The 21,067-nt window shown below is 65.0% G+C and carries 18 protein-coding genes; 5 read left to right on the forward strand and 13 right to left on the reverse strand.

Going from position 1 to position 21,067, the window contains the following annotated elements; all coding sequences use genetic code 11:
- Nucleotides 1-165 precede the first annotated feature (165 nt).
- The 4 genes from BDOA9_RS29075 to BDOA9_RS29090 all read right to left on the reverse strand — a co-directional run bounded on the left by BDOA9_RS29075 (nt 166) and on the right by BDOA9_RS29090 (nt 4,960).
- The gene (locus BDOA9_RS29075; protein WP_025037461.1) at nt 166-1,353 is read right to left on the reverse strand and encodes a DegT/DnrJ/EryC1/StrS family aminotransferase; all 1,188 of its coding nucleotides are present in this window, start codon (nt 1,351-1,353) and stop codon (nt 166-168) included.
- A gap of 10 nt (nt 1,354-1,363) precedes the next feature.
- Nucleotides 1,364-2,368: a Gfo/Idh/MocA family protein gene (locus BDOA9_RS29080; RefSeq protein WP_025037462.1), complete on the reverse strand. Its 1,005-nt coding sequence runs from the start codon at nt 2,366-2,368 to the stop codon at nt 1,364-1,366.
- 182 nt (nt 2,369-2,550) lie between these two features.
- On the reverse strand, nt 2,551-3,963 hold the full coding sequence (locus tag BDOA9_RS29085; RefSeq protein WP_025037463.1) for a mannose-1-phosphate guanylyltransferase/mannose-6-phosphate isomerase: 1,413 nt from the start codon (nt 3,961-3,963) through the stop codon (nt 2,551-2,553).
- 7 nt (nt 3,964-3,970) lie between these two features.
- The gene (locus BDOA9_RS29090) at nt 3,971-4,960 is read right to left on the reverse strand and encodes an SDR family NAD(P)-dependent oxidoreductase (protein WP_025037464.1); all 990 of its coding nucleotides are present in this window, start codon (nt 4,958-4,960) and stop codon (nt 3,971-3,973) included.
- A 210-nt stretch (nt 4,961-5,170) separates the two neighbouring features.
- On the opposite strand from BDOA9_RS29090, the gene BDOA9_RS29095 reads away from it, so the two are divergent.
- Both BDOA9_RS29095 and BDOA9_RS29100 read left to right on the forward strand, forming a co-directional pair.
- Complete coding sequence (locus BDOA9_RS29095) at nt 5,171-6,130, forward strand: lysylphosphatidylglycerol synthase transmembrane domain-containing protein (RefSeq protein ID WP_025037465.1); 960 nt, start codon at nt 5,171-5,173, stop codon at nt 6,128-6,130.
- Between the two features lie 68 nt (nt 6,131-6,198).
- Entirely contained in the window at nt 6,199-7,134 is a 936-nt protein-coding gene (locus BDOA9_RS29100; RefSeq protein WP_192859660.1) for an MraY family glycosyltransferase, read from the forward strand.
- On the opposite strand, the gene BDOA9_RS29105 is transcribed toward BDOA9_RS29100, so the two are convergent.
- The 6 genes from BDOA9_RS29105 to rfaD form a co-directional block, all read right to left on the reverse strand.
- Nucleotides 7,122-8,069, reverse strand: a complete 948-nt coding sequence (locus BDOA9_RS29105; RefSeq protein WP_025037467.1) for an NAD-dependent epimerase/dehydratase family protein — start codon at nt 8,067-8,069, stop codon at nt 7,122-7,124. The two genes, BDOA9_RS29100 and BDOA9_RS29105, sit on opposite strands and share 13 nt — an antisense overlap.
- On the reverse strand, nt 8,066-9,298 hold the full coding sequence (locus tag BDOA9_RS29110; protein ID WP_025037468.1) for a glycosyltransferase family 4 protein: 1,233 nt from the start codon (nt 9,296-9,298) through the stop codon (nt 8,066-8,068). The genes BDOA9_RS29105 and BDOA9_RS29110 overlap by 4 nt, the downstream gene beginning before the upstream one ends.
- A gap of 2 nt (nt 9,299-9,300) precedes the next feature.
- Nucleotides 9,301-11,214, reverse strand: coding sequence for an SDR family NAD(P)-dependent oxidoreductase (locus tag BDOA9_RS29115; RefSeq protein ID WP_025037469.1), 1,914 nt, complete (start codon nt 11,212-11,214; stop codon nt 9,301-9,303).
- Between the two features lie 84 nt (nt 11,215-11,298).
- Nucleotides 11,299-12,585 (reverse strand): O-antigen ligase family protein, encoded by a 1,287-nt coding sequence (locus tag BDOA9_RS29120; protein WP_025037470.1) that lies wholly within the window; start codon nt 12,583-12,585, stop codon nt 11,299-11,301.
- Entirely contained in the window at nt 12,582-14,066 is a 1,485-nt protein-coding gene (gene rfaE1 / locus BDOA9_RS29125) for a D-glycero-beta-D-manno-heptose-7-phosphate kinase (protein ID WP_025037471.1), read from the reverse strand. Before rfaE1 ends, BDOA9_RS29120 begins: the two co-directional genes overlap by 4 nt.
- Before the next feature lie 12 nt (nt 14,067-14,078).
- Nucleotides 14,079-15,059: an ADP-glyceromanno-heptose 6-epimerase gene (rfaD, locus tag BDOA9_RS29130; protein WP_025037472.1), complete on the reverse strand. Its 981-nt coding sequence runs from the start codon at nt 15,057-15,059 to the stop codon at nt 14,079-14,081.
- Nucleotides 15,060-15,217: 158 nt separating this feature from the next.
- On the opposite strand from rfaD, the gene waaF reads away from it, so the two are divergent.
- On the forward strand, nt 15,218-16,360 hold the full coding sequence (gene waaF / locus BDOA9_RS29135) for a lipopolysaccharide heptosyltransferase II (protein WP_025037473.1): 1,143 nt from the start codon (nt 15,218-15,220) through the stop codon (nt 16,358-16,360).
- 143 nt (nt 16,361-16,503) lie between these two features.
- Nucleotides 16,504-16,983, forward strand: coding sequence for a hypothetical protein (locus BDOA9_RS29140; protein WP_025037474.1), 480 nt, complete (start codon nt 16,504-16,506; stop codon nt 16,981-16,983).
- A 496-nt stretch (nt 16,984-17,479) separates the two neighbouring features.
- Here the strand turns inward: BDOA9_RS29140 and BDOA9_RS36945 are convergent, their stop codons facing one another.
- The 3 genes from BDOA9_RS36945 to BDOA9_RS29150 form a co-directional block, all read right to left on the reverse strand.
- Nucleotides 17,480-17,674, reverse strand: a complete 195-nt coding sequence (locus BDOA9_RS36945; RefSeq protein ID WP_082847882.1) for a type II toxin-antitoxin system HicA family toxin — start codon at nt 17,672-17,674, stop codon at nt 17,480-17,482.
- Nucleotides 17,671-17,952: a DUF1902 domain-containing protein gene (locus BDOA9_RS29145; RefSeq protein WP_052363123.1), complete on the reverse strand. Its 282-nt coding sequence runs from the start codon at nt 17,950-17,952 to the stop codon at nt 17,671-17,673. Before BDOA9_RS29145 ends, BDOA9_RS36945 begins: the two co-directional genes overlap by 4 nt.
- Nucleotides 17,953-18,867: 915 nt before the next feature.
- Nucleotides 18,868-19,905: a glycosyltransferase family 4 protein gene (locus BDOA9_RS29150; RefSeq protein WP_025037476.1), complete on the reverse strand. Its 1,038-nt coding sequence runs from the start codon at nt 19,903-19,905 to the stop codon at nt 18,868-18,870.
- Nucleotides 19,906-20,031: 126 nt separating this feature from the next.
- Between BDOA9_RS29150 and galE the strand changes: the two genes are divergently transcribed.
- Nucleotides 20,032-21,045, forward strand: a complete 1,014-nt coding sequence (galE, locus tag BDOA9_RS29155) for a UDP-glucose 4-epimerase GalE (RefSeq protein ID WP_025037477.1) — start codon at nt 20,032-20,034, stop codon at nt 21,043-21,045.
- The last annotated feature ends 22 nt before the right edge of the window (nt 21,046-21,067 follow it).

Consider the following 21,067-nt stretch of genomic DNA (forward strand, 5'->3'; position numbering starts at 1 on the left):
AGAGGTCGGATCGCATCGAAAGATGCGATCCGGGTGAGGGGTTACAGTCCCGCCGAGTGCCGCGGCCCCTCACCCGGATTGCTCAGGCGCGCAGTTGCGCGCCATAGCAATCCGACCTCTCCCCGCTGGGGAGAGGTGAACAGGCCGCAAGGCAAAACGATAAAATCACCCCGCCAGCGCGCCGCGCACGGCGGCGATCACCCGCTCCTGGTCGGCTTCGGTCAAATAGGCATGCATCGGCAGGCTGATGACGTCCTGCGACAGGCTCTCGCAACCGGGCAATCCGCCTTCGGCGACCGGATATTGCTTGTAGGCGGTCTGCTGGTGCATCGACTTGCCGTAATAGATCGCGGTCGTCACGCCCTGGGCTTTGAGCGCCGCAGCGAAGCCGTCGCGGTCGGTCCCCTTCGGGAGACGGATCGTGTACTGCGCCCAGACCGAGGTGTTGCCGGGCGCGAGGCGCGGCACCGTCACGACATTGCCAAGCCCACGCGCGTAGCGTTCGGCGACCCTGTTGCGGGCAGCGATCTCGTCGTCGAAGATCTTGAGCTTCTCGATCAGGACCGCGGCCTGCATGGTGTCGAGCCGGCCGGTGAGGCCGAGGCGGACGTTGTCGTATTTGTCGACGCCCTGCCCGTGCACGCGGATGCTGCGCAAGGTGGCCGCTAGTTCGTCGTCATCGGTGAAGATCGCCCCGCCGTCGCCGAAACAGCCGAGCGGCTTTGCCGGGAAGAAGCTGGTCGCGGTGGCGTGGCCGAGCGTGCCGAGCTTGCGGCCCTTGTAGCTCGCGCCAAAGCCTTGCGCGGCGTCGTCGAGCACGAACAGACCCTCGGCCCTGGCGATCTCCGCGATGGCGTCGTGATCGGCGGGCTGGCCGAACAGATCGACCGGAATCACCGCGACCGGCTTGAGACCGGCCTTGCGCGCCGTTGCGATGCCGCGCTTGAGCGACTCCGGGCTCATGTTGAAGTTGGTCTCGTCGACGTCGACGTAAACCGGCGTCGCGCCGGTCCGCGCCACCGGCGAGGCCGTCGCAATAAAGGTGAAGGACGGACACAGCACGGCATCGCCAGGCCCGACATTCTTCGCCATCATCACCATCAGGATCGCGTCGGTGCCGCTGGCGCAGCCGATCGCGTGCTTGGCGCCGCAATAGGCCGCGAGCTGCTTCTCGAGCTCGAACACTTCGGGGCCGTTGACGAACTGGCAATGGTCCATCACGCGCTTGACCGCCTCATCGAGCGAAGCGCCGAGCCGGCGGCGCTGCGAGGCGACGTCGATGAAGGGAATGGGTTCGGAACGCAGATGCTGGTTCATGACCTGATTCTTGGCGGCTTCTTGAGTGGTCGACATGGAGAGGAGATCAGCCGGCGACGCGGCGCGGCGCCTTGCGCGCCGATGAGGTCGCCGCGGGCCGTGACGGCGTCTCCAGGCACTGCGTCGCGATCTCGAGGCTGGCGACGCCTTCGTCGCCCGTGACCGCCGGCGTCTCGCCGTGGCGCACCGCCTTGAGGAACGCGATCAGCTCGGCGCGCAGCGGCTCGTCATGGCCGACCGGAAGATGCCGCATCGAATAGCTGCCGTCCGGCTTGAAGCCGAAGCACTCGGTGACCTGGCGCGTGAGCAGATCGCCCATCACGTATTTGCCGCGCGTGGCGACCGTGACGCTGCGCGCCTTGAACGGCGTCAACCAATTCGTGTTGATGTGGGCGAGCACGCCATTGGCGGTTCGGAACTGCAGGAGCGCGATATCCTCGCGCTCGGCCACCGCGCTCGACAATTGCGGCTGCACCTCGACGATGTCGGATTCGGTGAACCAGCGGATCAAATCGATGTCGTGCACGGCAAGGTCGATGACGACGCCGACATTGGACATGCGCGGCGGGAACGGGCCGACGCGGGTGATCGCGATGGAAAGAATGTCCTCGCCCGCGATCGCCTGCTTGACCGCGGCAACCGCCGGGTTGAAGCGCTCGACATGGCCGACCATCAGCGTCACGCCGGCTTTCTGCGCGGCAGCGACGATCTCGCGGCCCTCCTCCACCGTGGATGCGATCGGCTTTTCGACCAGCACGTGGATATTCTCAGCGATGCAGGCGAGCGCGACCTCGTGATGCAGATGGGTCGGCGCCGCGATGGTGACGGCATCGACGCCTTCGGCGAAGAGCTGCTCCAGCGTCTCGAAGCTTTCGCAATTGGCAAGCTCCGTCGCCCGCGTGCGGTGCGCCGGCGAGGGATCGACGACGCCGACGAGGCTGACGCCGGGCAGGCCGCTGAGCACGCGCGCATGGTTGCTGCCCATCACGCCGGCGCCAATGACACCGACGCGCAAGCCGGCCTTTGCCGGTGCTGACCCTTTGGAACTCATCTGAGCAAACCCCGATTCAACGCAAATCCCCGGCGCGCTTCTAGCACGGACGCCACATCTGTGGCGAATGGCACGGTAGCGGTCCGGACACGATTTGATTCAAAAAGTTACACGTTCCCCGGGCCTTAGGCCGAAAAGGATACCGCTTCTCGGCCCGGGGCGCGTGATTCGGAGCTTGCTGGTTACGACCTTTGGTAGTCGTCTTCAATCCGGATGATGTCGTCTTCCCCGAGATAGCTTCCAGTCTGGACCTCGATCAGCTCGAGCTGGATCTTGCCCGGATTCTCCATCCGGTGGACGGCGCCCATCGGGATGTAGATGGACTCGTTCTCGTGCACCGTCTTCACGGTCTCGTTGACCGTGACCTGGGCCGTGCCCCGGACCACGATCCAGTGCTCGGCACGATGGTGGTGCTTCTGCAGCGACAGCCGCCCGCCCGGCTTCACCACGATGCGCTTGACCTGGTGGCGCTCGCCGTTGTCGACCGACTGGTAGCTGCCCCAGGGCCGGTGCACCTTGAGATGCTCCTCGGTGACCTTCGGCGCGACCGCCTTCAGCTTCGTCACCAGGCGCTTCAGCCCGTTGGCGTCCTTCTGGCGCGAGACCAGCACCGCGTCCGCGGTGGCAACCACGACGAGATCGTCGACGCCTTCGAGCGCGACCAGCGCGGAATCCGTGCTGACGTTGCAGTTGCGGGAATCCTCGAACACGGCGGTGCCGTGCGCGGCATTGCCCAGCGCGTCCTTCTCCGACAATTCCCACACCGCATGCCAGGAGCCGACGTCGGACCAGCCGCACGACACCGGCACGACGGCGGCGCGCGCGGTCTTCTCCATCACCGCATAGTCGATCGAGATCGCCTTGGCCGCGCCGAACGCCTCGGGCTCCAGCGTGACGAAGCCGAGATCGCGGCCGGCATTGTTGACCGCATTGGTGACGGCCTCGACGCTTGCCGCATCGACCCTGCGATATTCGTCGAGCAGCACGCTCGCCGGGAACATGAAGTTGCCGCTGTTCCAGAAATAGCCGGAATTGACGTAGTCGGAGGCCTTCACCGCATCCGGCTTCTCGACGAAGCGTGTCACCGCATGCACCTCGCCCGAGATCATCTCGCCCGGATTGATATAGCCGTATTCCGTCGCCGGCCGCTCCGGCTTGACGCCGAAAGTGACGATGCGCCCGGCATTCGCGGCGGTGAGGCCTTCGCGGCAGGCGGCGACGAAGGCGGCATTATTCTGCACGACGTGATCGGCGGCGAGCGCGAGCACGATCGCCTCGCTGGCGCGGTTCTGCGCGAACACCGCGCCGGCGGCGATCGCAGGCCCGGAATCGCGCCGCATCGGCTCGAGGAGCACGTCCGCCTCGATGCCGATCTCGGCGAGCTGCTCCAGCACCATGAAGCGATAGGCCGCGTTGGTGATGACGATCGGCCGGTCGAACAGGGAGGGGTCGGATACGCGCAGCAGCGTGTCCTGGAACGTCGAGCGCGGGCCGAACAGCGGCAGGAACTGCTTGGGGCGCACCTCGCGCGAAGCCGGCCACAGCCGCGTGCCGGCACCACCGCACATGATCAGGGGGATTATGCGTTTGTCCATCGTGATTTCAAACCTTGAAATGGTCCCGGTACCAGGTGACGAAATGATGGACCCCATGCTCGATCGGCGTTGACGGTGCAAAGCCGGTGTCGCGCATCAGGTCCTCGACATCCGCGAACGTTTCCAGCACATCTCCCGGCTGCATCGGCAGCAATTCTTTGATCGCCGTCCGGCCCAGCTCCCGCTCCAGAAGACCGACGACGTGCATCAGTTCCTCCGGATGATGATTGCCGACATTGTAGAGCTTTGACGGCGCATTTGCGGCAGCAGGATCGTCCACGGGCACCAGGTCGATCAGCTTGGATACGACGCGCGTCACATCGTCGATATAGGTGAAATCGCGGCGCATTTTGCCATGGTTGAAGAGCCGGATCGGCTTGCCGGCCAGGATGGCGCCCGCGAACAGAAACATGGCCATGTCGGGGCGGCCCCATGGCCCGTAAATGGTGAAGAACCGCAGCCCCGTGACCGGCAGGCGATAAAGATGGCTGTAGGACTGCGCCATCACCTCGTTCGCCTTCTTGGTGGCGGCATAGAAGCTGATCGGATGGTCGGTGCGGTCCGCAACCGCAAATGGCAGTTTTGTGTTGGCGCCGTAAACGGAGGATGACGAGGCGTAGACCAGATGGCGGCAGCCATTGTTGCGGCAGCCCTCCAGCACGTTGAGAAAGCCGACGAGATTGGAATCGGCGTAAGTCTGCGGCTGCTCGATCGAGAAGCGCACGCCGGCCTGCGCGGCCAAATGCACGACTTTGGCAAAACGATGTTGCGCGAACAGTGCCGCCATGGTCTCGCGGTCGGCGAGATCGGCCTCGACGAACGAGAATCGGGGCTGGTCCCGGAGCAGAGCAAGGCGCGCTTTCTTCAGCGCCGGATCGTAATAGCTGTTGAGATTGTCGAGCCCGACGACGGCGCGGCCTTCGCCGAGGAGCTGCCGGGCGACGTGGTAGCCGATGAAGCCGGCCGCACCCGTGACCAAAATCGCCTGATCCGTCATCCTGTTCCCTGGGGAGCCTTCGCCAGATCCTGTTTAGCCCCCACCTCGACGGGGTCGCAATAGGCTCCCCGCACCGTCACAAGACCTCGTCACGGCGTCTTTGACGACGGCTATTGCAAGATCGGCGCCAAAACCATACCAAAGCGGCCGAATTCGGCGCCTCGCGTCGGGTTGCCTCAAATCTTCGCAAACCCTGTTCATGCGGACGAGATGCGCCGAATCCTGTTGTCGACGGCCAAGATCCTGATCTCCGTGGCGCTGCTCTACCTGGCGCTGCGCAAGGTCGACCTGTCCGAACTGTTTTCCCGCTTCACCGTGACCAGCCTGTTCTGGATCGGCGTGGCGATTGCGCTCACGTTCCTGCAGATCTTCGTCGGCGTGCTGCGCTGGCGCGAGATCAGCGCCGTCTGCGGCGCGCCGCTCGAGCTCGGCCGCGCCATGCGCTACAACGTGATCGGCTCGTTCTTCAACCAGACCCTGCCGTCGGCGATCGGCGGCGATGCGGTGCGGCTGTGGCTGGTCGCACGCGCCGGCGCCGGCTGGCGCGCGGCGACCTACTCGATCTTCGTCGACCGCGCCATCGGCCTCATCGCGCTCGCGATTCTGATCGTCGCGAGCTTGCCTTGGAGCTACACCCTCATCACCGATCCGCACGGGCGCTCGGCGCTGCTGCTCATCGACCTCCTGGCGCTCGCCGGCGGCGTCGGCTTCCTGATCTTCGGCGCGCTGAAATGGCGATGGCTGAAGACCTGGTGGGCAACGCACCACCTTCACGCCTGCGCCGTCATCGCCAACCGCGTGATCTTCAGCCGCACCCGCGGTCCCGTCATCGCGATCCTGTCGGTGCTCGTTCACGTGCTCGCCGTCGTCATCGCCTGGTGCGTCGTGCAGTCGATTGCGGCGCCGGTGCGTTTCAGCGACGTCTTTCTGCTCGTGCCGCCGGTGATGCTGATCACGATGATGCCGATCTCGATCGCCGGCTGGGGCGTGCGTGAAGCCACAATGGGCCTCGCCTTCGGCTTCGCGGGACTTGCCGCCAGCGAGGGCGTCAACGTCTCGCTGCTGTACGGCGCCGTGTTCTTCATCGTCGGCGCGGTCGGCGGCCTGGTCTGGATCCTCAGCGCGGAGAAGGCCGCGCAAGGGTCGGCCCCGATCGGAGTGCCGGAGTGACCGCGCCGACGATCGTGGCCGCGCTGCTCGCCGTCACCATCGCCGCGCTGATCACGACGCTGATCACCATGCTCAGCCGCCCCCTGCTCCAGCGCTACGCGCTGGCGCGGCCGAATGCGCGTTCCTCGCATCGCATCCCGACGCCTCAGGGCGCCGGCATCGCGGTGATCTCGGCGACGCTGATCGTCGCATTGGCGTTGGCGACCTGGGGCGATTTTTCGATTCCGCCGGCGCTGGTCATTGCCACCATTGTCATCGCGCTGGTCGGATTCGCCGACGACATCGTCTCGCTGCCGGTGCTGGTGCGGCTGCTGCTGCAAGCCGCCTGCGTCGGCGCTGTGGTCTTCACCGCGCCTGACGATGCGCGCCTGGTACCGGAGCTGCCGCTGGCACTGGAGCGTGGCCTGATCCTACTCGCCGGCGTCTGGTTCGTGAACCTCGTCAACTTCATGGACGGGCTCGACCTGATGACGGTTGCCGAGGTGGTGCCGGTCACGGCCGCGCTGCTGCTGCTCGCGCTGTTCGGCGAGCTCTCGCGGCCTGCGGCATCCATCGCCATCGCGCTATGCGGCGCGATGCTCGGCTTTGCGCCGTTCAACCGTCCGGTCGCAAAAGTCTTCCTGGGCGATGTCGGCAGCCTGCCGATCGGCCTTCTGCTCGGCTGGTGCCTGCTGGAGCTCGCGTGGCACGGACAGCCCGCCGCGGCCCTGCTGCTGCCGGCCTACTACCTTGCCGATTCCACCATCACCCTGTTTCGGCGCATCGCGCGGCGCGAACGGTTCTGGTCGGCGCACCGCACGCACTTCTATCAGCGCGCCACCGACAACGGCTTCACGGTCAAGCAGGTGATCGCCGAGGTGTTCGCACTCAATCTCGTGCTGGCCTTGCTTGCGGTCGTGAGCGTTCGCGCCGGCTCCATGCCGGTCACGATCGTCGCCCTGTTCGCTGGCGCCATCGCAGTCGCCTTCGTGCTGCGGCGGTTCTCGCGCCCTCAGGCGTCGTGAGCCGCCAGCGCCAGCCGCAACCCCTCGTCGAGCGAGACCTGCGGCTGCCACCCCGTTGCGAGCGCCTTGGAGACGTCGAGCTCGAGCGAGCCGATCAGGCTGTCATGCGTGTCCTGCCGGCCCATCACGCTGAGCAGCGTCGAGAGCAGTCCCGGCGGCATGCCGAACAGAACCGGGCTCCTGCCGGACGCAATGGCCAGGCGCCTGATGAATTCGGGCGTCGAGACCTGTTCCCGGTCGGCCACCAGGAAGATCTCGAAATTGCTCGCGGGGTCGGGATGGCTGAGCCGGCGCAGGATGAAGGACGACAGGTTCTGCACGGCAAGGAACGCGCGCTGGTTGCGGATTGCCGCAAAGGGCAGCGGCAGCCCCAGGCTCACCGCACGCGTCAGCAGCGCGAAATTGCCCTTGGCACCGGCGCCATAGACCAGCGGCGGCCGGATCACCGTGATCTTCATGTCGCTGTCGCGCGCCAGCGTCCTCAGGCCCGCCTCGGCCGCGGCCTTGGACATGCCGTAGAGGCCGCGCGGCGTCAGCACGTCGCCTTCGCTGAACGGACCGCGGCCTTCATTGCTGCGGCCGTGCACGAGAACGGTGCTGACGAAGATGAATTGGCGCACGCCGGCCGTCGCCGCGCAGCGCGCCAGATGCAGCGTGCCGGCGATGTTGACGTTGCGGTAGAGCTGGACTGCGTGCTCCTCGTGCTTGTGGTGCACGCGCGCGGCCAGATGGATGACGGCGTCGACGCCTTCGAGCGCCGCCTGCCAGTCGGTCTCGGAACCGATCGTCTCGATCACGACCTCGCCGTCGACGCCTGCCGGGCTGCGGACCGCACGGCGGACCGACCATCCCGCGCCCTCGAGCGCCGGCACGAGATGACCGCCGACGAAGCCGCTCGCTCCCGTCACCAGCACGACCGGTCTACGCTCGCTCATCGTTGCTCCGACAGGTCCGGGTTTAGCAGCAATTCGTCGATCAGCGCGGCATAGGCATTCATCGCGTTGGCCCTGTCGAAGCGCGATGCCGCCTTCACCGCCCGCGCCGAGATGGCACCATCGTCGGAACGGGACGCGGCGCGGATCGCTTCGGCGAGCAGATCGGCACGGCCCGGCGGCACGACCCAGCCGAGCCTGCCCTCCACCACCGTCAACGCGGCCTCGGCCTCCGGCTCGGACACCAGCACCACCGGGCGGCCGACCGCCAGCAGATTGTAGAACCGGCTCGGCACCGACACGCCCGCAACATTCTTCCGGTACGGAATGATCCAGAGATCGGCGGAGGCCAGAAACGCCTCGAGCTCGGAATCCTCAACGCGCCCGACAAAGGAGACATTGGCGAGGTTCGCCGCCGCCTGCAACTGCTTCAGCCGCTCGAACCCGATGCCCCAGCCGGACAGCAGGAAGTGAATGTCCGCCTCGTCCTTCAGAAGCCGGGCCGCTTCGAACACCACCTCCGGATCGTGGGTGAAACCGAGATTGCCCGACAGGCCGACGATGAAGCGCGCCGGAATCGCCTTGCGGAACGGATTGTCCGGCGTGACCGGCCGCGGCCCGGGCGCCAGCGTCGCCCAGTTCGGGATGAAGCGGATCTTGTTCCGCCTCATCCCGGAATAGCTGAGCAGCGGCCGCTCGGCGTCGCGGCCGATGGTGATGACGGCGTTGAGGGCGCGGAACATCAGGCCGTTGGCGGCGCGCATCGTCCGCGTCACGAACGAGCGGGGCTGCAAAAGGCCGGCCATCACCAACACGTCGGGAAACAGGTCGTGCATGATCAGCGCCGAGCGCGCGCCCTTCACCCGCGCCGCCGCCGCCACCGCATAGGGCAGCATGAACGGCGCGGTGACCGTGAGCACGACGTCCCCTCGCCTCAGCTCCCGCACCAATGCGAGGAACGTGCGCGCCGCGAACAACAGCTCGGAGGCGCCGCGCCGCACCAGCGCCGCCTTGCCCGCCATCCGGTTCCTGACCATGACGATTCGCGGCTTGCCCGGGCCGGTCTGCGCCGCCGGCAATGCGCCCGGCGAGCCCGAGAGCACGACGACCTCGCGCTCGGCGGCGAGACGGCAGGCGATCTCGGCCATGATCGCCGCCGTCGTGCTCGGGTCAGGCGGGTAGTGCTGGCTCGCGACGACGATCTTGCCAGGGATCTTGTCTTGCGGCTGCATGGTCAAGCCGCAGTCGACCCGAATTCGGGGACGGCGTCCTTGAGGATGGTCCTGATGGTGGCGCGATCGTCGCGCGCAATCGCCTGCTCCAGCGCCGCGATCCATTTGCGCAGCGTCTGCATCGGCGGTTCGTTCGGCTGAGCGGCCATGATTCCGGCGACGCCGATCTCGCGGGTCGGCTCCTCCGAAGCGAACAGGATCTCGTGCAGGCGTTCGCCCGGGCGCATGCCGGTGAACACGATTTCGATGTCGTAGCCGGGCTGCAGTCCCGACAGGCGGATCATGCGCTCTGCGAGATCGACGATCTTGACCGGCTGGCCCATGTTGAGCACGTAGACGGAGACGTCGCTACGCTGCGTTCCGAGTGCATGCGTGGCCGCGGTGATCACGAGATCGCAGGCCTCGCGGATGGTCATGAAGTAGCGCACCATGTCGGGATGGGTGACGGTCACGGGGCCGCCGGCCTCGATCTGGGCCTTGAACTTCGGCACCACCGAGCCGTTCGAGGCCAGCACGTTGCCGAACCGCACCGAGATCAGCCGCATCGGCGGCCTCGCCCCGCGCGCGCCGGCGGCGAGGTCGTGATCGAGCGCCTGGCAGTACATCTCCGCGAAGCGCTTGGTCAGGCCGAGCATCGACACCGGCTCGATCGCCTTGTCGGTCGAGATCATCACCATCGCCTCGGCGCCGGCCGCCACGGCGGCATCGGCGACGTTGATCGAGCCGAAGATGTTGGTCTTGACGCCTTCGCTCCAGTCGCGTTCGAGGATCGGAACGTGCTTGAGCGCCGCGGCGTGGAACACGATGTCCGGCTTGAACTCCGCCATCAGGCGCATGATGCGCTCGCGGTCGCGAATGTCGGCGATCCGGGCTTCGATCGCGGCCGCCGCACCGCGGGCGGCGAGCGCTTCGGTGATCGCGTAGAGCGCCGGCTCCGAGTTCTCCACGATCAGGAGCCGCGCGGCGCCGAAGGCCACGACACGCTCGCAGATCTCCGAGCCGATCGAGCCGCCGCCACCGGTGACGAGCACGGCCTTGCCCCTGATCAGGGCCTCGAGCCGCGCATAGTCGATCTTCTCGCTGGGCCGCAGCAGCAGGTCCTCGACCGCAACCGCGGTGAGCCGCGGCGTGTCGCCGCTCTCCAGCGAGGGCATCCGGTTGACGATCACGCCCAGCTTGCGCGCCCGCATCAGGATCGATTCCGGACGGGCCTCCGGCTCGAACGCCGAGGGCGTCATGACGAGGCGCGCGATCGGCTTGTTGCGCTTGGCGAAATCGGCGATGACGTCCTCGACGTCGTCGATGCCGCCCAGCACCGGTACGGTGCGGATGAACTGGCCGCGATCGGAGCTCGACGGCGACAGCACGCCGATCGGCCAGATCCGCTTGATCGCCCCGCTCTCGATTCCGCGCAGCAGCACCTCGGCGTCCGCGGCGCGGCCGATCAGCAGGGTCGGCGCCGCATCATCGGTCCTCGCATGGCGGCGCACCCGCGTATAGCGGAAGTAGCGGTAGGCCATGCGCAGCGCGCTGAGGAAGGAGATCTCGAGGAACCAGTAGAGGACGATCGTCACCTTGCCGAGGAAGAAGGCGCCGCGGACGTTGGGGGCGACGAAGATGTAGTCGAGCACGAGCAGGGCGACGGTCAGCACCGTCGCGACGCGGATGATGTTCAGCGCATCAGGCAGCGAGATGAAGCGCCATTTCGTCGTGGTCAGGTTGAAGATGAAAAACACGACCACGCTGAAGGCGAGGAAGTAGGGCAGGATCTGGAACAGCAGCGGCAGGCGGTCGAAAAAGCCGTCGCCGCCCTCGAATCGCAGATAGAAGGCGGCAAAAAGTGCCGCCGCGGTCGCGAGCAGGTCGTGGAGCGCGATCAGGAAATTGCGCAAGGTGAGATGCGAAAAACGCGTCATCCGCCGACCGATGAAAACCCAGTTAGATGCAACCTGACCGCGCTGATAGCCCATCTGGACACGACTTGCCAGCCGCGCGGCCGCTCACGGACCGCCTTCCACCATCTTCGCCCCGGCCTGTTGTGCCCGGATCACCATGCCGCCGGCTACGCCGACGCCGATGACGTACATCCAGCCCTCGTGGAAGTCGAACAGATGCGAGTTGAACAGCGAGGTGAAGATGTTCTGCACCACGACCAGGAGCCCGATCCAGTTGGCCAGCCCGTCGCCCCGGAACAACAGCAGGTGCAGGATCCAGATCGCATAGAGGATCGCGACGCCGATCACGCCCCATTGCACGGCGACGTTCAGCGTCTGGTTGTGGGGGTTGCCGATCACTTCGGCCGACGCCTGGTAGCGACCGGCGGGCGTCGCGACGCGCTCGAACAAACCGCGCGTGGAGCCGGTGCCGTGCCCCGCGATCGGCGCCTCCGCGAAGAAGCCGAGCGATTTTCGCCAGAATTCGAGCCGAAGTCCGAGCGAGGTCGGCTCGCCTCTCTCTATGTAGCGCGTGTAGTCGTCGGAAAACCTCTGGGCGGTATGACGCAGATACGGCGAGGCCTGCCAGGCGAGAATTGCGGCGACGAGCAAAGCCACGGAAATGAGCGCGATACTACGCCATTTGAGATGAAGCAGTGCAAACACCCCGAACATGATCGGAACGGTGACGAGCGCAGTGCGTGACACCACCACGAACGTCATGTTGAGGAAGAAGCTCAGCGCCAGCGCCGTCAGCAGCCCGGCGAGCCAATAGCGCTTCTCGCGCAACAGCATCGCGACCGGATAGGCGAGCGCGACGGCGCAGAGCGCGAATTCCTGACTCTGGTCGATGTAGTTCTTGACGAAAATGCCACGCTCCATGGGGTCGGTCTTGAGCGTGAGGTTCGGATAGAAGGCGACCAGCCAGGACATCACCGACAACAGCGCGCAGGAGACCAGGAAGGCGACGAACACCCACTTGCCACGCGGCGAACGCTCGAAATGGTAGAGCAGGACCGGCAGCACGAGCAGTTTCACGGTCGGATTGACCGCGTGGAGGCGTACGCCCCAGGCTGCGTCCGACCACAGCGTCCCCAGCAGCGCGAGAACGACGAGTGCGATCGGCGCGATGCAGATCGGGCGCTTCAGCGATTGCAGGAACGCGGGAACATCGAGAAACGGCACCATGCAGAGCAGCATCAGCGCGTTGAAGATGCCGGCAAGCGACGTCGACCACGGCAGCGAGGCCGCGGTCAGGATCGCAAACAGATCGACGGTCTCGCGCCAGGCAGCGGGGCTGCGCAGACGGCGATGCAACATTTCGCTGGTCGTTTCGCGTGCGAGCGCCGTCAATTGCTCCCTCCCCGGGCGCGATGCACCAGCGCCGTCGTGCTGAAGCCCTGGAGGATGTCGACCAGCACGACCACCCCGCCCGCTGCCTCGACCACCTCGTGGCCGACGACCTGCTCGCGGGTGTAGTCACCGCCCTTCACCAGCACGCCGGGCTTGATCCTGGTGATCAGGTCGATCGGCGTGTCTTCCGCGAAGATGACGACGAGATCCACGGCCTCCAGCGCGGCGAGCACCTCGGCACGCGCCCGCTCGTCCTGGACCGGACGATCGGCACCCTTCAGCCGCCGCACCGAGGTGTCGCTGTTGAGTCCCACGATCAGGCGGTCGCAGGCGGCGCGCGCGGCGGTCAGCACCTTGACGTGACCGGGATGGAGGATGTCGAAACAGCCATTGGTGAAGCCGACGCGAAGGCCCTGCCTTTTCCATTCGGCGAGTTGCGCATCGAGCGCGGCGGGCTCGAGCACGATCTTCTCCTCGGCCGCGAGCGTGGCATGCGGCAGGATCTTGCGTCGCAGCTCGGCCGCGCTGACGCTGGCGGTGCCCTGCTTGCCGACGGCGACGGCAGCGGCGGCATTGGCCACGCGCAGCGCGGTGTCCCAGTCCGCGCCGGAGGCGAGCGAGACCGCCAGCGCAGCGGCGACGGTGTCGCCGGCGCCGGAGACGTCGCGCACCTTCACCGGGACCGCCGGCACGTGAACCGCCTCGCCGTTCCGCGGCACCAGCGTCATGCCGCCCTCGCCCTGCGTCACCAGGATCGCCTCGCAATCGGCGAGCCGCATCACGTCCTCGCTGGCCTCGACGATGCTCTGCACCGTGTCGGCGCGGCTGCGGGTCGCTTCCGAAAATTCCTTGCGGTTGGGCGTGAGCAGCGTGGCGCCGCGGTAGATCGCCCAGTTCAGGCTCTTGGGATCGACGATCACGGGCTTGTCGAGTTTGCGCGCCGCATCGATGGTGTGGCGGATCACGCGCGCCGTCAGCACGCCCTTGGCGTAGTCGGACAGCAGCACGATGTCGGCGCGCGCGATCTGCGGCAGGATCGCGTCGATCAGTTTCGTCTCGACCTCGTCGGACGCAGGCAGCGCCTGCTCCCAATCCGCGCGCAGCATGTGCGTGGAAAAATGCTCGGAGACGAAACGGACCTTTCGCGTGGTCGGCCGCGACGGATCGCACACCAGCACGGTTTCGATTCCGGCCTGCTCACTCAGCGCCGATGCCAGCCGCTTGCCCGCATCGTCCTCGCCGACGAGGCCGACGAAGACGCAGCGTGCGCCGAGCGAAGCGATATTGCGCGCGACGTTGCCGGCACCGCCGATCTGGATCTCGCTGCGCTGGGCGGCAATGACCGGCGTCGGTGCTTCCGGCGAGATCCGCGACACCTCGCCATAGACGAACTCGTCCAGCATGATGTCGCCGATGCACAGCACCGTGCGGCCTGAGATGGCTTGCGCGAGGGCATCGAAATCGAGAATGGGCGTCGGCATGATCAAAAAGCCTCAGCGAAAGCGGTCGGACCGGTCGAGATAATTCTCGACATAGGCTTTCACCGCGTTCTCGAGCGTCGTGAAGCCACCGTTATAGCCGGCGCGGCAGAGGCGATCGACCTCGCTCTGGGTGAAGTACTGGTAGGCCCCGCGGATCTGCTCAGGCATGTCGATATATTCGATGTTGGGCCTGGTTCCGAGCGCCGCATAGGCGGCCAGCATGAGATCCTTGAAGCTGCGCGCCTTGCCGGTTCCGACGTTGAACAGTCCGGACACCGATGGTGTCGCCAACAGCCACATGATGACGCGCACGACGTCGTCGACATAGATGAAATCGCGGCGCTGATCGCCGTCGGCGATGCCCTCGCGATGCGACTTGAACAATTGCACCACGCGGCCTGTCTTGACGTCGTCGAAGCGGCGCGCCAGCACGCTCATCATCGAGCCCTTGTGGTATTCGTTGGGGCCGAACACGTTGAAGAACTTCAGGCCGACGCATTGCGGCGGCAGCGGATCGCCGTTCGTGCGGCGCCCGGCGACCGCGAGATCGAACATGTGCTTGCTCCAGCCGTAGAGATTCATCGGCCGGAGTTTCTTCAATGCGGGGATCGAGGCATCGTCGTCGAAGCCTGTCTCGCCGTCGCCATAAGTCGCCGCCGAGGAGGCGTAGATGAACGGCACCGCGCCCGCCGTGCACCAGTCGAGCAGCCGCATCGACATCCGGAAATTGGTCTCGAACACGTGGTCGCCATCGGTCGCGGTGGTCGAGGAGATCGCCCCGAGGTGGATCACGGCATCTAGCTTGCGGCCCTGCAGCCAGTCGAGCAGCTCGGCCGGCGGAACGATATCGACGAGCTGGCGCTTGGCGAGGTTGCGCCATTTGCCGTCATTGCCGAGCAGATCGCACACCACGACGTCGCTGCGGCCGGAATCATTCAGCGCGGCCACGACATTCGATCCGATAAAACCGGCCCCGCCGGTCACCAGCAACATTCTACCTACCTGCCCGATTTCAAGTGCCCGGCCCTGCCGTAGCGCATGATCTGCCAAAGTGTAAGCGGTTTTGGGATTGCACTTCTGCCGGCTTTACCTGCCGGCCCGGAGCGGCTAACCGAGCCGCCATATCGGCACGTCTTCGGTCCTAATAACGAATGAACATTGATTCGCAACTTGGTGGTGATGCAGACCGGAGCGATACACGCCCGATCCTGATCGTTCCCTACATGTGGATAGGCGATTTCGTACGGAATCACACGGTCGTGCGGGTCCTGAAGGAGCGCTGGCCGAACCGGCCGGTCGATCTGCTCACGACGTCTCTGTGCGCCCCGCTGGTCGATTACATGCCCGGGGTGCGCGCCGGCATCGTCTGGGACATGCCGCGCAGCCGGCTGGCCGTCGCACGCCAGTTCGGCCTGGCCAAGCTGCTTCGGGAACGGGACTACGGCACCGCCTTGGTGCTGCCCCGGACCTGGAAGGCGGCGATCGCGCCGGCGCTGGCCGGTATCCCTGAAAGGGTCGGCTTCGTCGGCGAGTTCCGGTTCGGCCTGCTCAACCGCTGGCGTTGGGGCGAGAAGAAGCTGCCCCGCTTCATCGACAAGAACGCTGCCCTCGCCCAGCCCGACGGCGCGCCTTTGCCGGCGGAATGGCCGGTGCCGGAACTGCGCGTCCCGGCCGAGGAGATCGCCCGCTGGCGGCAGGCCAATGGCCTCAGCGCCGGCGCCGCGGTGGCGCTCGCCCCAGGCTCGGTCGGCGTCTCAAAGCGCTGGACCTCTTATCCGGAGGCTGCCCGCTTGCTGGTCGAGCACGGCCTCGAGGTCTGGGTGGTCGGCGGCCCCGCCGAGAAGGGCCTCGCCCAGGAGATCGTCGCCGCCGCCGGCCCGGGGACCGCTGGCGGCCCGGGGACCGCTGGCGGCCCGGGGACCGCTAGCGGCCCGGGGACCGCTAGCGGCCCGGGGGTGCGCGATCTCACCGGCACGGACTTGCGCAACGGCGTCCTCGCCATGGCCGCGGCCGGTGTCGCCATCTCCAACGATTCCGGCCTGATGCACATCGCAGCCGCCCTGGGCACGCCGACCATGGGCATCTTCGGTCCCACAGATCCGTACCTCTGGGCGCCCCTCAATGGCCTTGCGGCAACATTGGTGCAGGACAAGGAAAAGCTGTCCTGCCAGCCCTGCCAGAGCACGATCTGCAAGATCAACGACCACCGCTGCATGCGGAATATTGCGGCGAGCGAGGTGGTGGGGATTGCGGAGCGGGTGCTGAGCGAGACAGGAGCGCGGGTTAGGACATGAGCACGCCATAAGGCCGCTGATTTGCTCGTAAGAGGCAGCTTCTTCGCTCGCCCTGAGTAGAATTCCGTTGAAGAAGCCCCAAGGTGGATTCGTCAAACATAGTGCGATCGCTACAATACTCGCGATACGGGAGGAGGATTGGCATGGTTATTGCGGAAGCGATAAGTGGTCTCGGCGCGGTCAAGACCGCGTTTGATATGGCCAAGGCTTTGGAGAACATCCACGAAACCGTCGCTCGTGATCGGGCGATTATAGATCTCCAGAAGGAAATTCTCGCGGCACAGGCGGCACAATTTGCGCTGCTGGAACGTGTAGGCAAGCTTGAAAAAGAAGTGGCTCAACTTGAAGCATGGGACGCAGAAAAGAAGCGCTACCAACTTGCCGAACTCGCTCCTGGCATTTTCGCCTATTCGCTGAAAGAAAGAATGGCAGACGGAGAACCACAGCATCATCTGTGTACTGCCTGCTATGATGCCGGCTTCAAGTCTTTCCTGAAGCGCGAAACGTGGAATCCTGGTCGATGTGCGATGATCGTTTGTCATGGTTGCGGTTGGTTCGCCTATGAGCATGGATCAGCCGACCCGGCCCATAAAGGCTTGCGGCCTACGCCCTACAGAGAGTGATTGAATAAATGGTCGTCCCCTCGTCCGTGCAAAACACAAGGGGGTAAAGCCCGCGCCCGATGACGGGCGCGGGCTTCGACCTTTCTCGCGATGTCAACTGCTGCAGCTGGTTTACCCTACCGATCAAACAATCCCGCAATCGCAGTGCTCTGCGCAGACGGCCCGAGCAGGCGGGGCGGCGCAGGCGTCCACGACCTGTCCTGCTGCGACGCGGCCCGGTCGTGCTTGCGACCGCGGACGGTTTGTTTGTTCGCTTTCGCTATGCTGCATCTTCTCGCGTTGTCATGATGCGAGAAGATGCAATTTCGTTCGCAACTCCACGGTCGTCGGAAAAGCGCTCATGCGAAAATACGGCGCGGCGGATGCTGAACGGCTGGTTCAAGCGCGGCTCTCTTTGAGGGGGACCTGCAATTGATTGCACAAGGCACGGCCTAGCCAATCATGACGGCAAGAGCATGGAGCAGATCAGGGAAGCGCGACCGTGTAGATTGTAGGCTCAAAATTGCTTCGGAAGCCCAGCCTGCTTCAGAACCGCGTTGGCGGTGTGCCTCGACTTGATGTTGTTGTCTACAGTGAAGCGTATACCTGAGATCGGGCTTTCCCAAATCTCATGGTCCCCGCGTCCGCGCCGAACGAAAAAGCATCCTGCTTTCTCCAGAATTCTTTTCAATTCTGGAGTAAAGCTGTTCATGCAGCTTCTTTGGAGGAGCCCATCTTTATCCGTTTAGAGAAGCTGGCAATCACTTCAACAGGTACTTCGTACCCGTCTGTATGGTCATCATCTTCCAGTAGATCGCGGATGAGATTAGGCAACTTAGCGTCTAGTTCATCGAGGCTCGCGGCTTCCGTCACGAGACCCGGAAGGTCGGGGCTCTCAGCAGTCCATACAGACGCTTCGTTATCCCAAGTCGCACGAACGACGATGAGATGGCCCATTTTTGACGTACCCCCTCTGGCGATTTCCTTCATCAAAGCAGTCCTCGCTAGCCATGGCAATCGCGTAGCAAGCAGAATGCCAGACAACGCTTTAAGCGTTAGTTAGTCTCTACAGACAGCAGAAAATAGTCTCACCGATCGCATAACACATTGATTTGATATGCATTTTGTCGCGGAAAATTCATCCTTGGTTCATCGACCGAGGGAAAAACTCCGTCCCCGTCGGGAAAGTTTTTTGCCCCTCCGTGCCCTAATTGTCTCATTCCGGCCGGTGTCGATACCTATATCCGGCAAGATCGACGCCCTTGCCGCCCTTCAGGGCAAGGTTTGCAGTCCGACTCACGTAATCCCAATTGAGAGAGTGGTGGTCTCCTTAGCGCAGCGTAGCGGAGGCAGTTATGGTCCGGCGATATGGTTCGAGACGCTGATCTTGCCAGGGCGGAGGGGCCGAAGTTCTCCTCAGCTTGGTTCGTGCAGGCACCTGCAACACTGTAAGCCTCGTCATGGTTGATGCGCCTCACCTCGAAACTCTTATGGAGGCTCCCAAGCACGCGCCTCCTCGGGCATGAGCGTCGTACCCTTTGGCGGGTGCGAATGAATGCGACGCTTGGCCCTATCGAATCTGGCGGAACTTGCCCCGCGCTCGCGAATGCGGACAGCCCGGAACATTTTGGGATGATACTAGTCTACAGGTGTTTTGCCCGACAGGTCAAATCGGTTTCGTAAAATCAGCAAAAGATCAAATCACCCGCGAAGCCGATTGACCTCCGCTGTCCCGGGCCGCTGCAACGATGACATCCTGCCACTGTTTTGCCCGACGAGTCAAAATTCAGTTCGAAAAATCCGCAATTGCCTGACTCCCCTGCGAAGTCCTTGATTTTGCTGCCTCCGGCTACTGTGCATGGGGTTGTTTTCGCAGTTTTGTTTTACGGGGCCAGGGAGCCGTGCTCACAGCAGCGGCCGATAGACATCGCCGATCCGTGCCGCCTCCGCTTCGAGGCTAAACTTCTCGAGCACCCGCGCCCGCCCGCGTTCACCCATCGCGGTCGCCGCAGCCACATCGCGCATCAGCGGCTCAACCGCCGCAGCAAGCGCGTCAGCATCGCCCGTCGGGATCAGCACGCCGGTGATACCATCTTCGACCACGAGCTCCGCCGCGCCGGCGCGTGCGGCAACCAGCGCGCTACCGGCCGCCATCGCCTCGATCAGCGTCAGTCCAAAGCCTTCGTTGCGTGAGGTGAAGGCGTAGATCGTCAGGCGCTGATACCAGCGCTGCACCGCCTCGATCGGCAGCTCGCCGGTGATGACGATGCGCGATTGCAGGCTGGCTGCCTCGATGCGTTTCTTCAGGTCGTTGGCGAAGGGCGTCTGCTCGGGCGTGACCTGGCCGACGATGATCGCGGTGAAATCCGGATAGCGCGGCAGCAGGCGGCACATCGCATCGACGAACAGATCGGTGCCCTTCTGCGCGCGCACGCGGCCGAAGCAACCGATGGCGTAGCGGCCCGGCAGCGCGGCTTCGGCGAACGCAGCAGTGCGATCGGCCGGCGGCGCATAGACGTCGGTGTCGACGCCGTGCGGGATCACCGTCGCCTTCACCTTCAGGAACGAGGCCGAGAGATCTGACGTTGCGATGATCGCGTCCATGCGCCGGATCAGCCAGCGCGTGATCCAGCTGTGATGCCGCTGCGCCGCCGAGGTGAACACGAGCTTGAGCGGCCAGCCGAGCGCGCGCAAGCCGACGCCGGCGATCATCTCGTTGTTGCGGCGCGCATGCCAGATCAGCGGTGCCTTGCGGCGCCAGAGCTTGAGAAGATCGGCAATGCCGAGCCGCGCGATCCCTTCCGGCGCGTCCGAGCCGAACCAGGCGGCGCGATACAGCTTTGCCAGCCGCGGCGCCACCATCCGGTTGGTCGCGGTGACCCCGGAATAGCGCCTGTGCAGATTTGGCACGATCACTTCGAGATCGCCGGGGGTATTCGCCACGTCACGCTCCGTTTCGCAAAGTCCCTATACGCAACATTAAGCATAGTGACCAGTTCAGCTGCGCCGATACCCCCTCTTCACCACGCAAGCGCTAGCCTTGCGCGTTGATCGAAGACGGGTGAGATCATGACTGTGCTAGTCACCGGCGGCGCCGGCTATATCGGAAGTCACACGGTCCTGGCGCTGGCGGAAGCCGGCGAGGACGTCGTCGTGATCGACGATCTCTCCACCGGTTTCTCGGCCTATCTGCCCGAAGGCGTGCCGCTGTTCATTGGGGACGCCGGCGACGAGAACCTGCTCGAAGGCGTGATCGCCCAGCACGACATCGAGAGCATCATCCATTTCGCAGGCTCGGTCGTCGTGCCGGATTCGATGCGCGATCCGCTCGGCTACTACCGCAACAACTTTACGACCGCACGCAACCTGCTCAACGTCGCGGTCAAGCGCGGCATCGGCCGCTTCATCTTCTCCTCGACCGCCGCCGTCTACGGCAATCCGGACCAGGTGCCGGTGCCCGAGCACGCGCCGACGCGGCCGCTGTCGCCCTACGGCTCCTCGAAGCTGATGACCGAGATCATGCTGCACGACGTCGCCGCCGCCTACGGCATGCAATACGTGACCCTGCGCTATTTCAACGTCGCCGGCGCCGATCCACAGGCGCGCATCGGGCTCGCCACCGTCGGCGCCACGCATCTGCTCAAGATCGCGGTGGAAGCCGCGACCGGCCAGCGCGCCAAGATCGACGTGTTCGGCACCGACTATCCGACCCCGGACGGCAGCTGCATCCGCGACTTCATCCATGTCACCGACCTGTCGCAGGCGCATCGCTCGGCCCTCGCTTATCTGCGCAACGGTGGCGCCTCGACCACGCTGAATTGCGGCTATGGCCGCGGCTATTCGGTGCTGGAGACCATCGACGCGGTGCGCCGGGTTTCGGGCCGCAGCTTCGCCGTGCAATACGCCCCGCGCCGGCCCGGCGACATCATGACCATGGTCGCCGACACCAGCCGCATCCGCAGCCTGCTCGACTGGCGGCCGCAATACGACGACCTCGAGACCATCGCAGCCCATGCGCTGGCCTGGGAGGACAAGCTGTTCCGCGAGCGCCACGGCGAGCTTCGCCACGCCGCCTCGGCCTAGAATCATCCCAAGCGCAAGCCCT

It is taken from the genome of Bradyrhizobium sp. DOA9 (assembly GCF_000617845.2).
Taxonomy (GTDB): Bacteria; Pseudomonadota; Alphaproteobacteria; order Rhizobiales; family Xanthobacteraceae; genus Bradyrhizobium.

Coding starts and splice junctions, on each gene's coding strand:
- waaF (WP_025037473.1), top strand. CDS start 15,218: ATGAACATTGATTCGCAACTTGGTGGTGATGCAGACCGGAGCGATACA.
- BDOA9_RS29140 (WP_025037474.1), top strand. CDS start 16,504: ATGGTTATTGCGGAAGCGATAAGTGGTCTCGGCGCGGTCAAGACCGCG.
- BDOA9_RS29090 (WP_025037464.1), bottom strand. CDS start 4,960: ATGACGGATCAGGCGATTTTGGTCACGGGTGCGGCCGGCTTCATCGGC.
- BDOA9_RS36945 (WP_082847882.1), bottom strand. CDS start 17,674: ATGAACAGCTTTACTCCAGAATTGAAAAGAATTCTGGAGAAAGCAGGA.
- rfaD (WP_025037472.1), bottom strand. CDS start 15,059: ATGTTGCTGGTGACCGGCGGGGCCGGTTTTATCGGATCGAATGTCGTG.
- BDOA9_RS29075 (WP_025037461.1), bottom strand. CDS start 1,353: ATGTCGACCACTCAAGAAGCCGCCAAGAATCAGGTCATGAACCAGCAT.
- BDOA9_RS29110 (WP_025037468.1), bottom strand. CDS start 9,298: ATGCAGCCGCAAGACAAGATCCCTGGCAAGATCGTCGTCGCGAGCCAG.
- BDOA9_RS29105 (WP_025037467.1), bottom strand. CDS start 8,069: ATGAGCGAGCGTAGACCGGTCGTGCTGGTGACGGGAGCGAGCGGCTTC.
- BDOA9_RS29145 (WP_052363123.1), bottom strand. CDS start 17,952: ATGAAGGAAATCGCCAGAGGGGGTACGTCAAAAATGGGCCATCTCATC.
- BDOA9_RS29115 (WP_025037469.1), bottom strand. CDS start 11,214: ATGACGCGTTTTTCGCATCTCACCTTGCGCAATTTCCTGATCGCGCTC.
- BDOA9_RS29085 (WP_025037463.1), bottom strand. CDS start 3,963: ATGGACAAACGCATAATCCCCCTGATCATGTGCGGTGGTGCCGGCACG.
- rfaE1 (WP_025037471.1), bottom strand. CDS start 14,066: ATGCCGACGCCCATTCTCGATTTCGATGCCCTCGCGCAAGCCATCTCA.
- BDOA9_RS29095 (WP_025037465.1), top strand. CDS start 5,171: ATGCGCCGAATCCTGTTGTCGACGGCCAAGATCCTGATCTCCGTGGCG.
- galE (WP_025037477.1), top strand. CDS start 20,032: ATGACTGTGCTAGTCACCGGCGGCGCCGGCTATATCGGAAGTCACACG.
- BDOA9_RS29080 (WP_025037462.1), bottom strand. CDS start 2,368: ATGAGTTCCAAAGGGTCAGCACCGGCAAAGGCCGGCTTGCGCGTCGGT.
- BDOA9_RS29100 (WP_192859660.1), top strand. CDS start 6,199: ATGCTCAGCCGCCCCCTGCTCCAGCGCTACGCGCTGGCGCGGCCGAAT.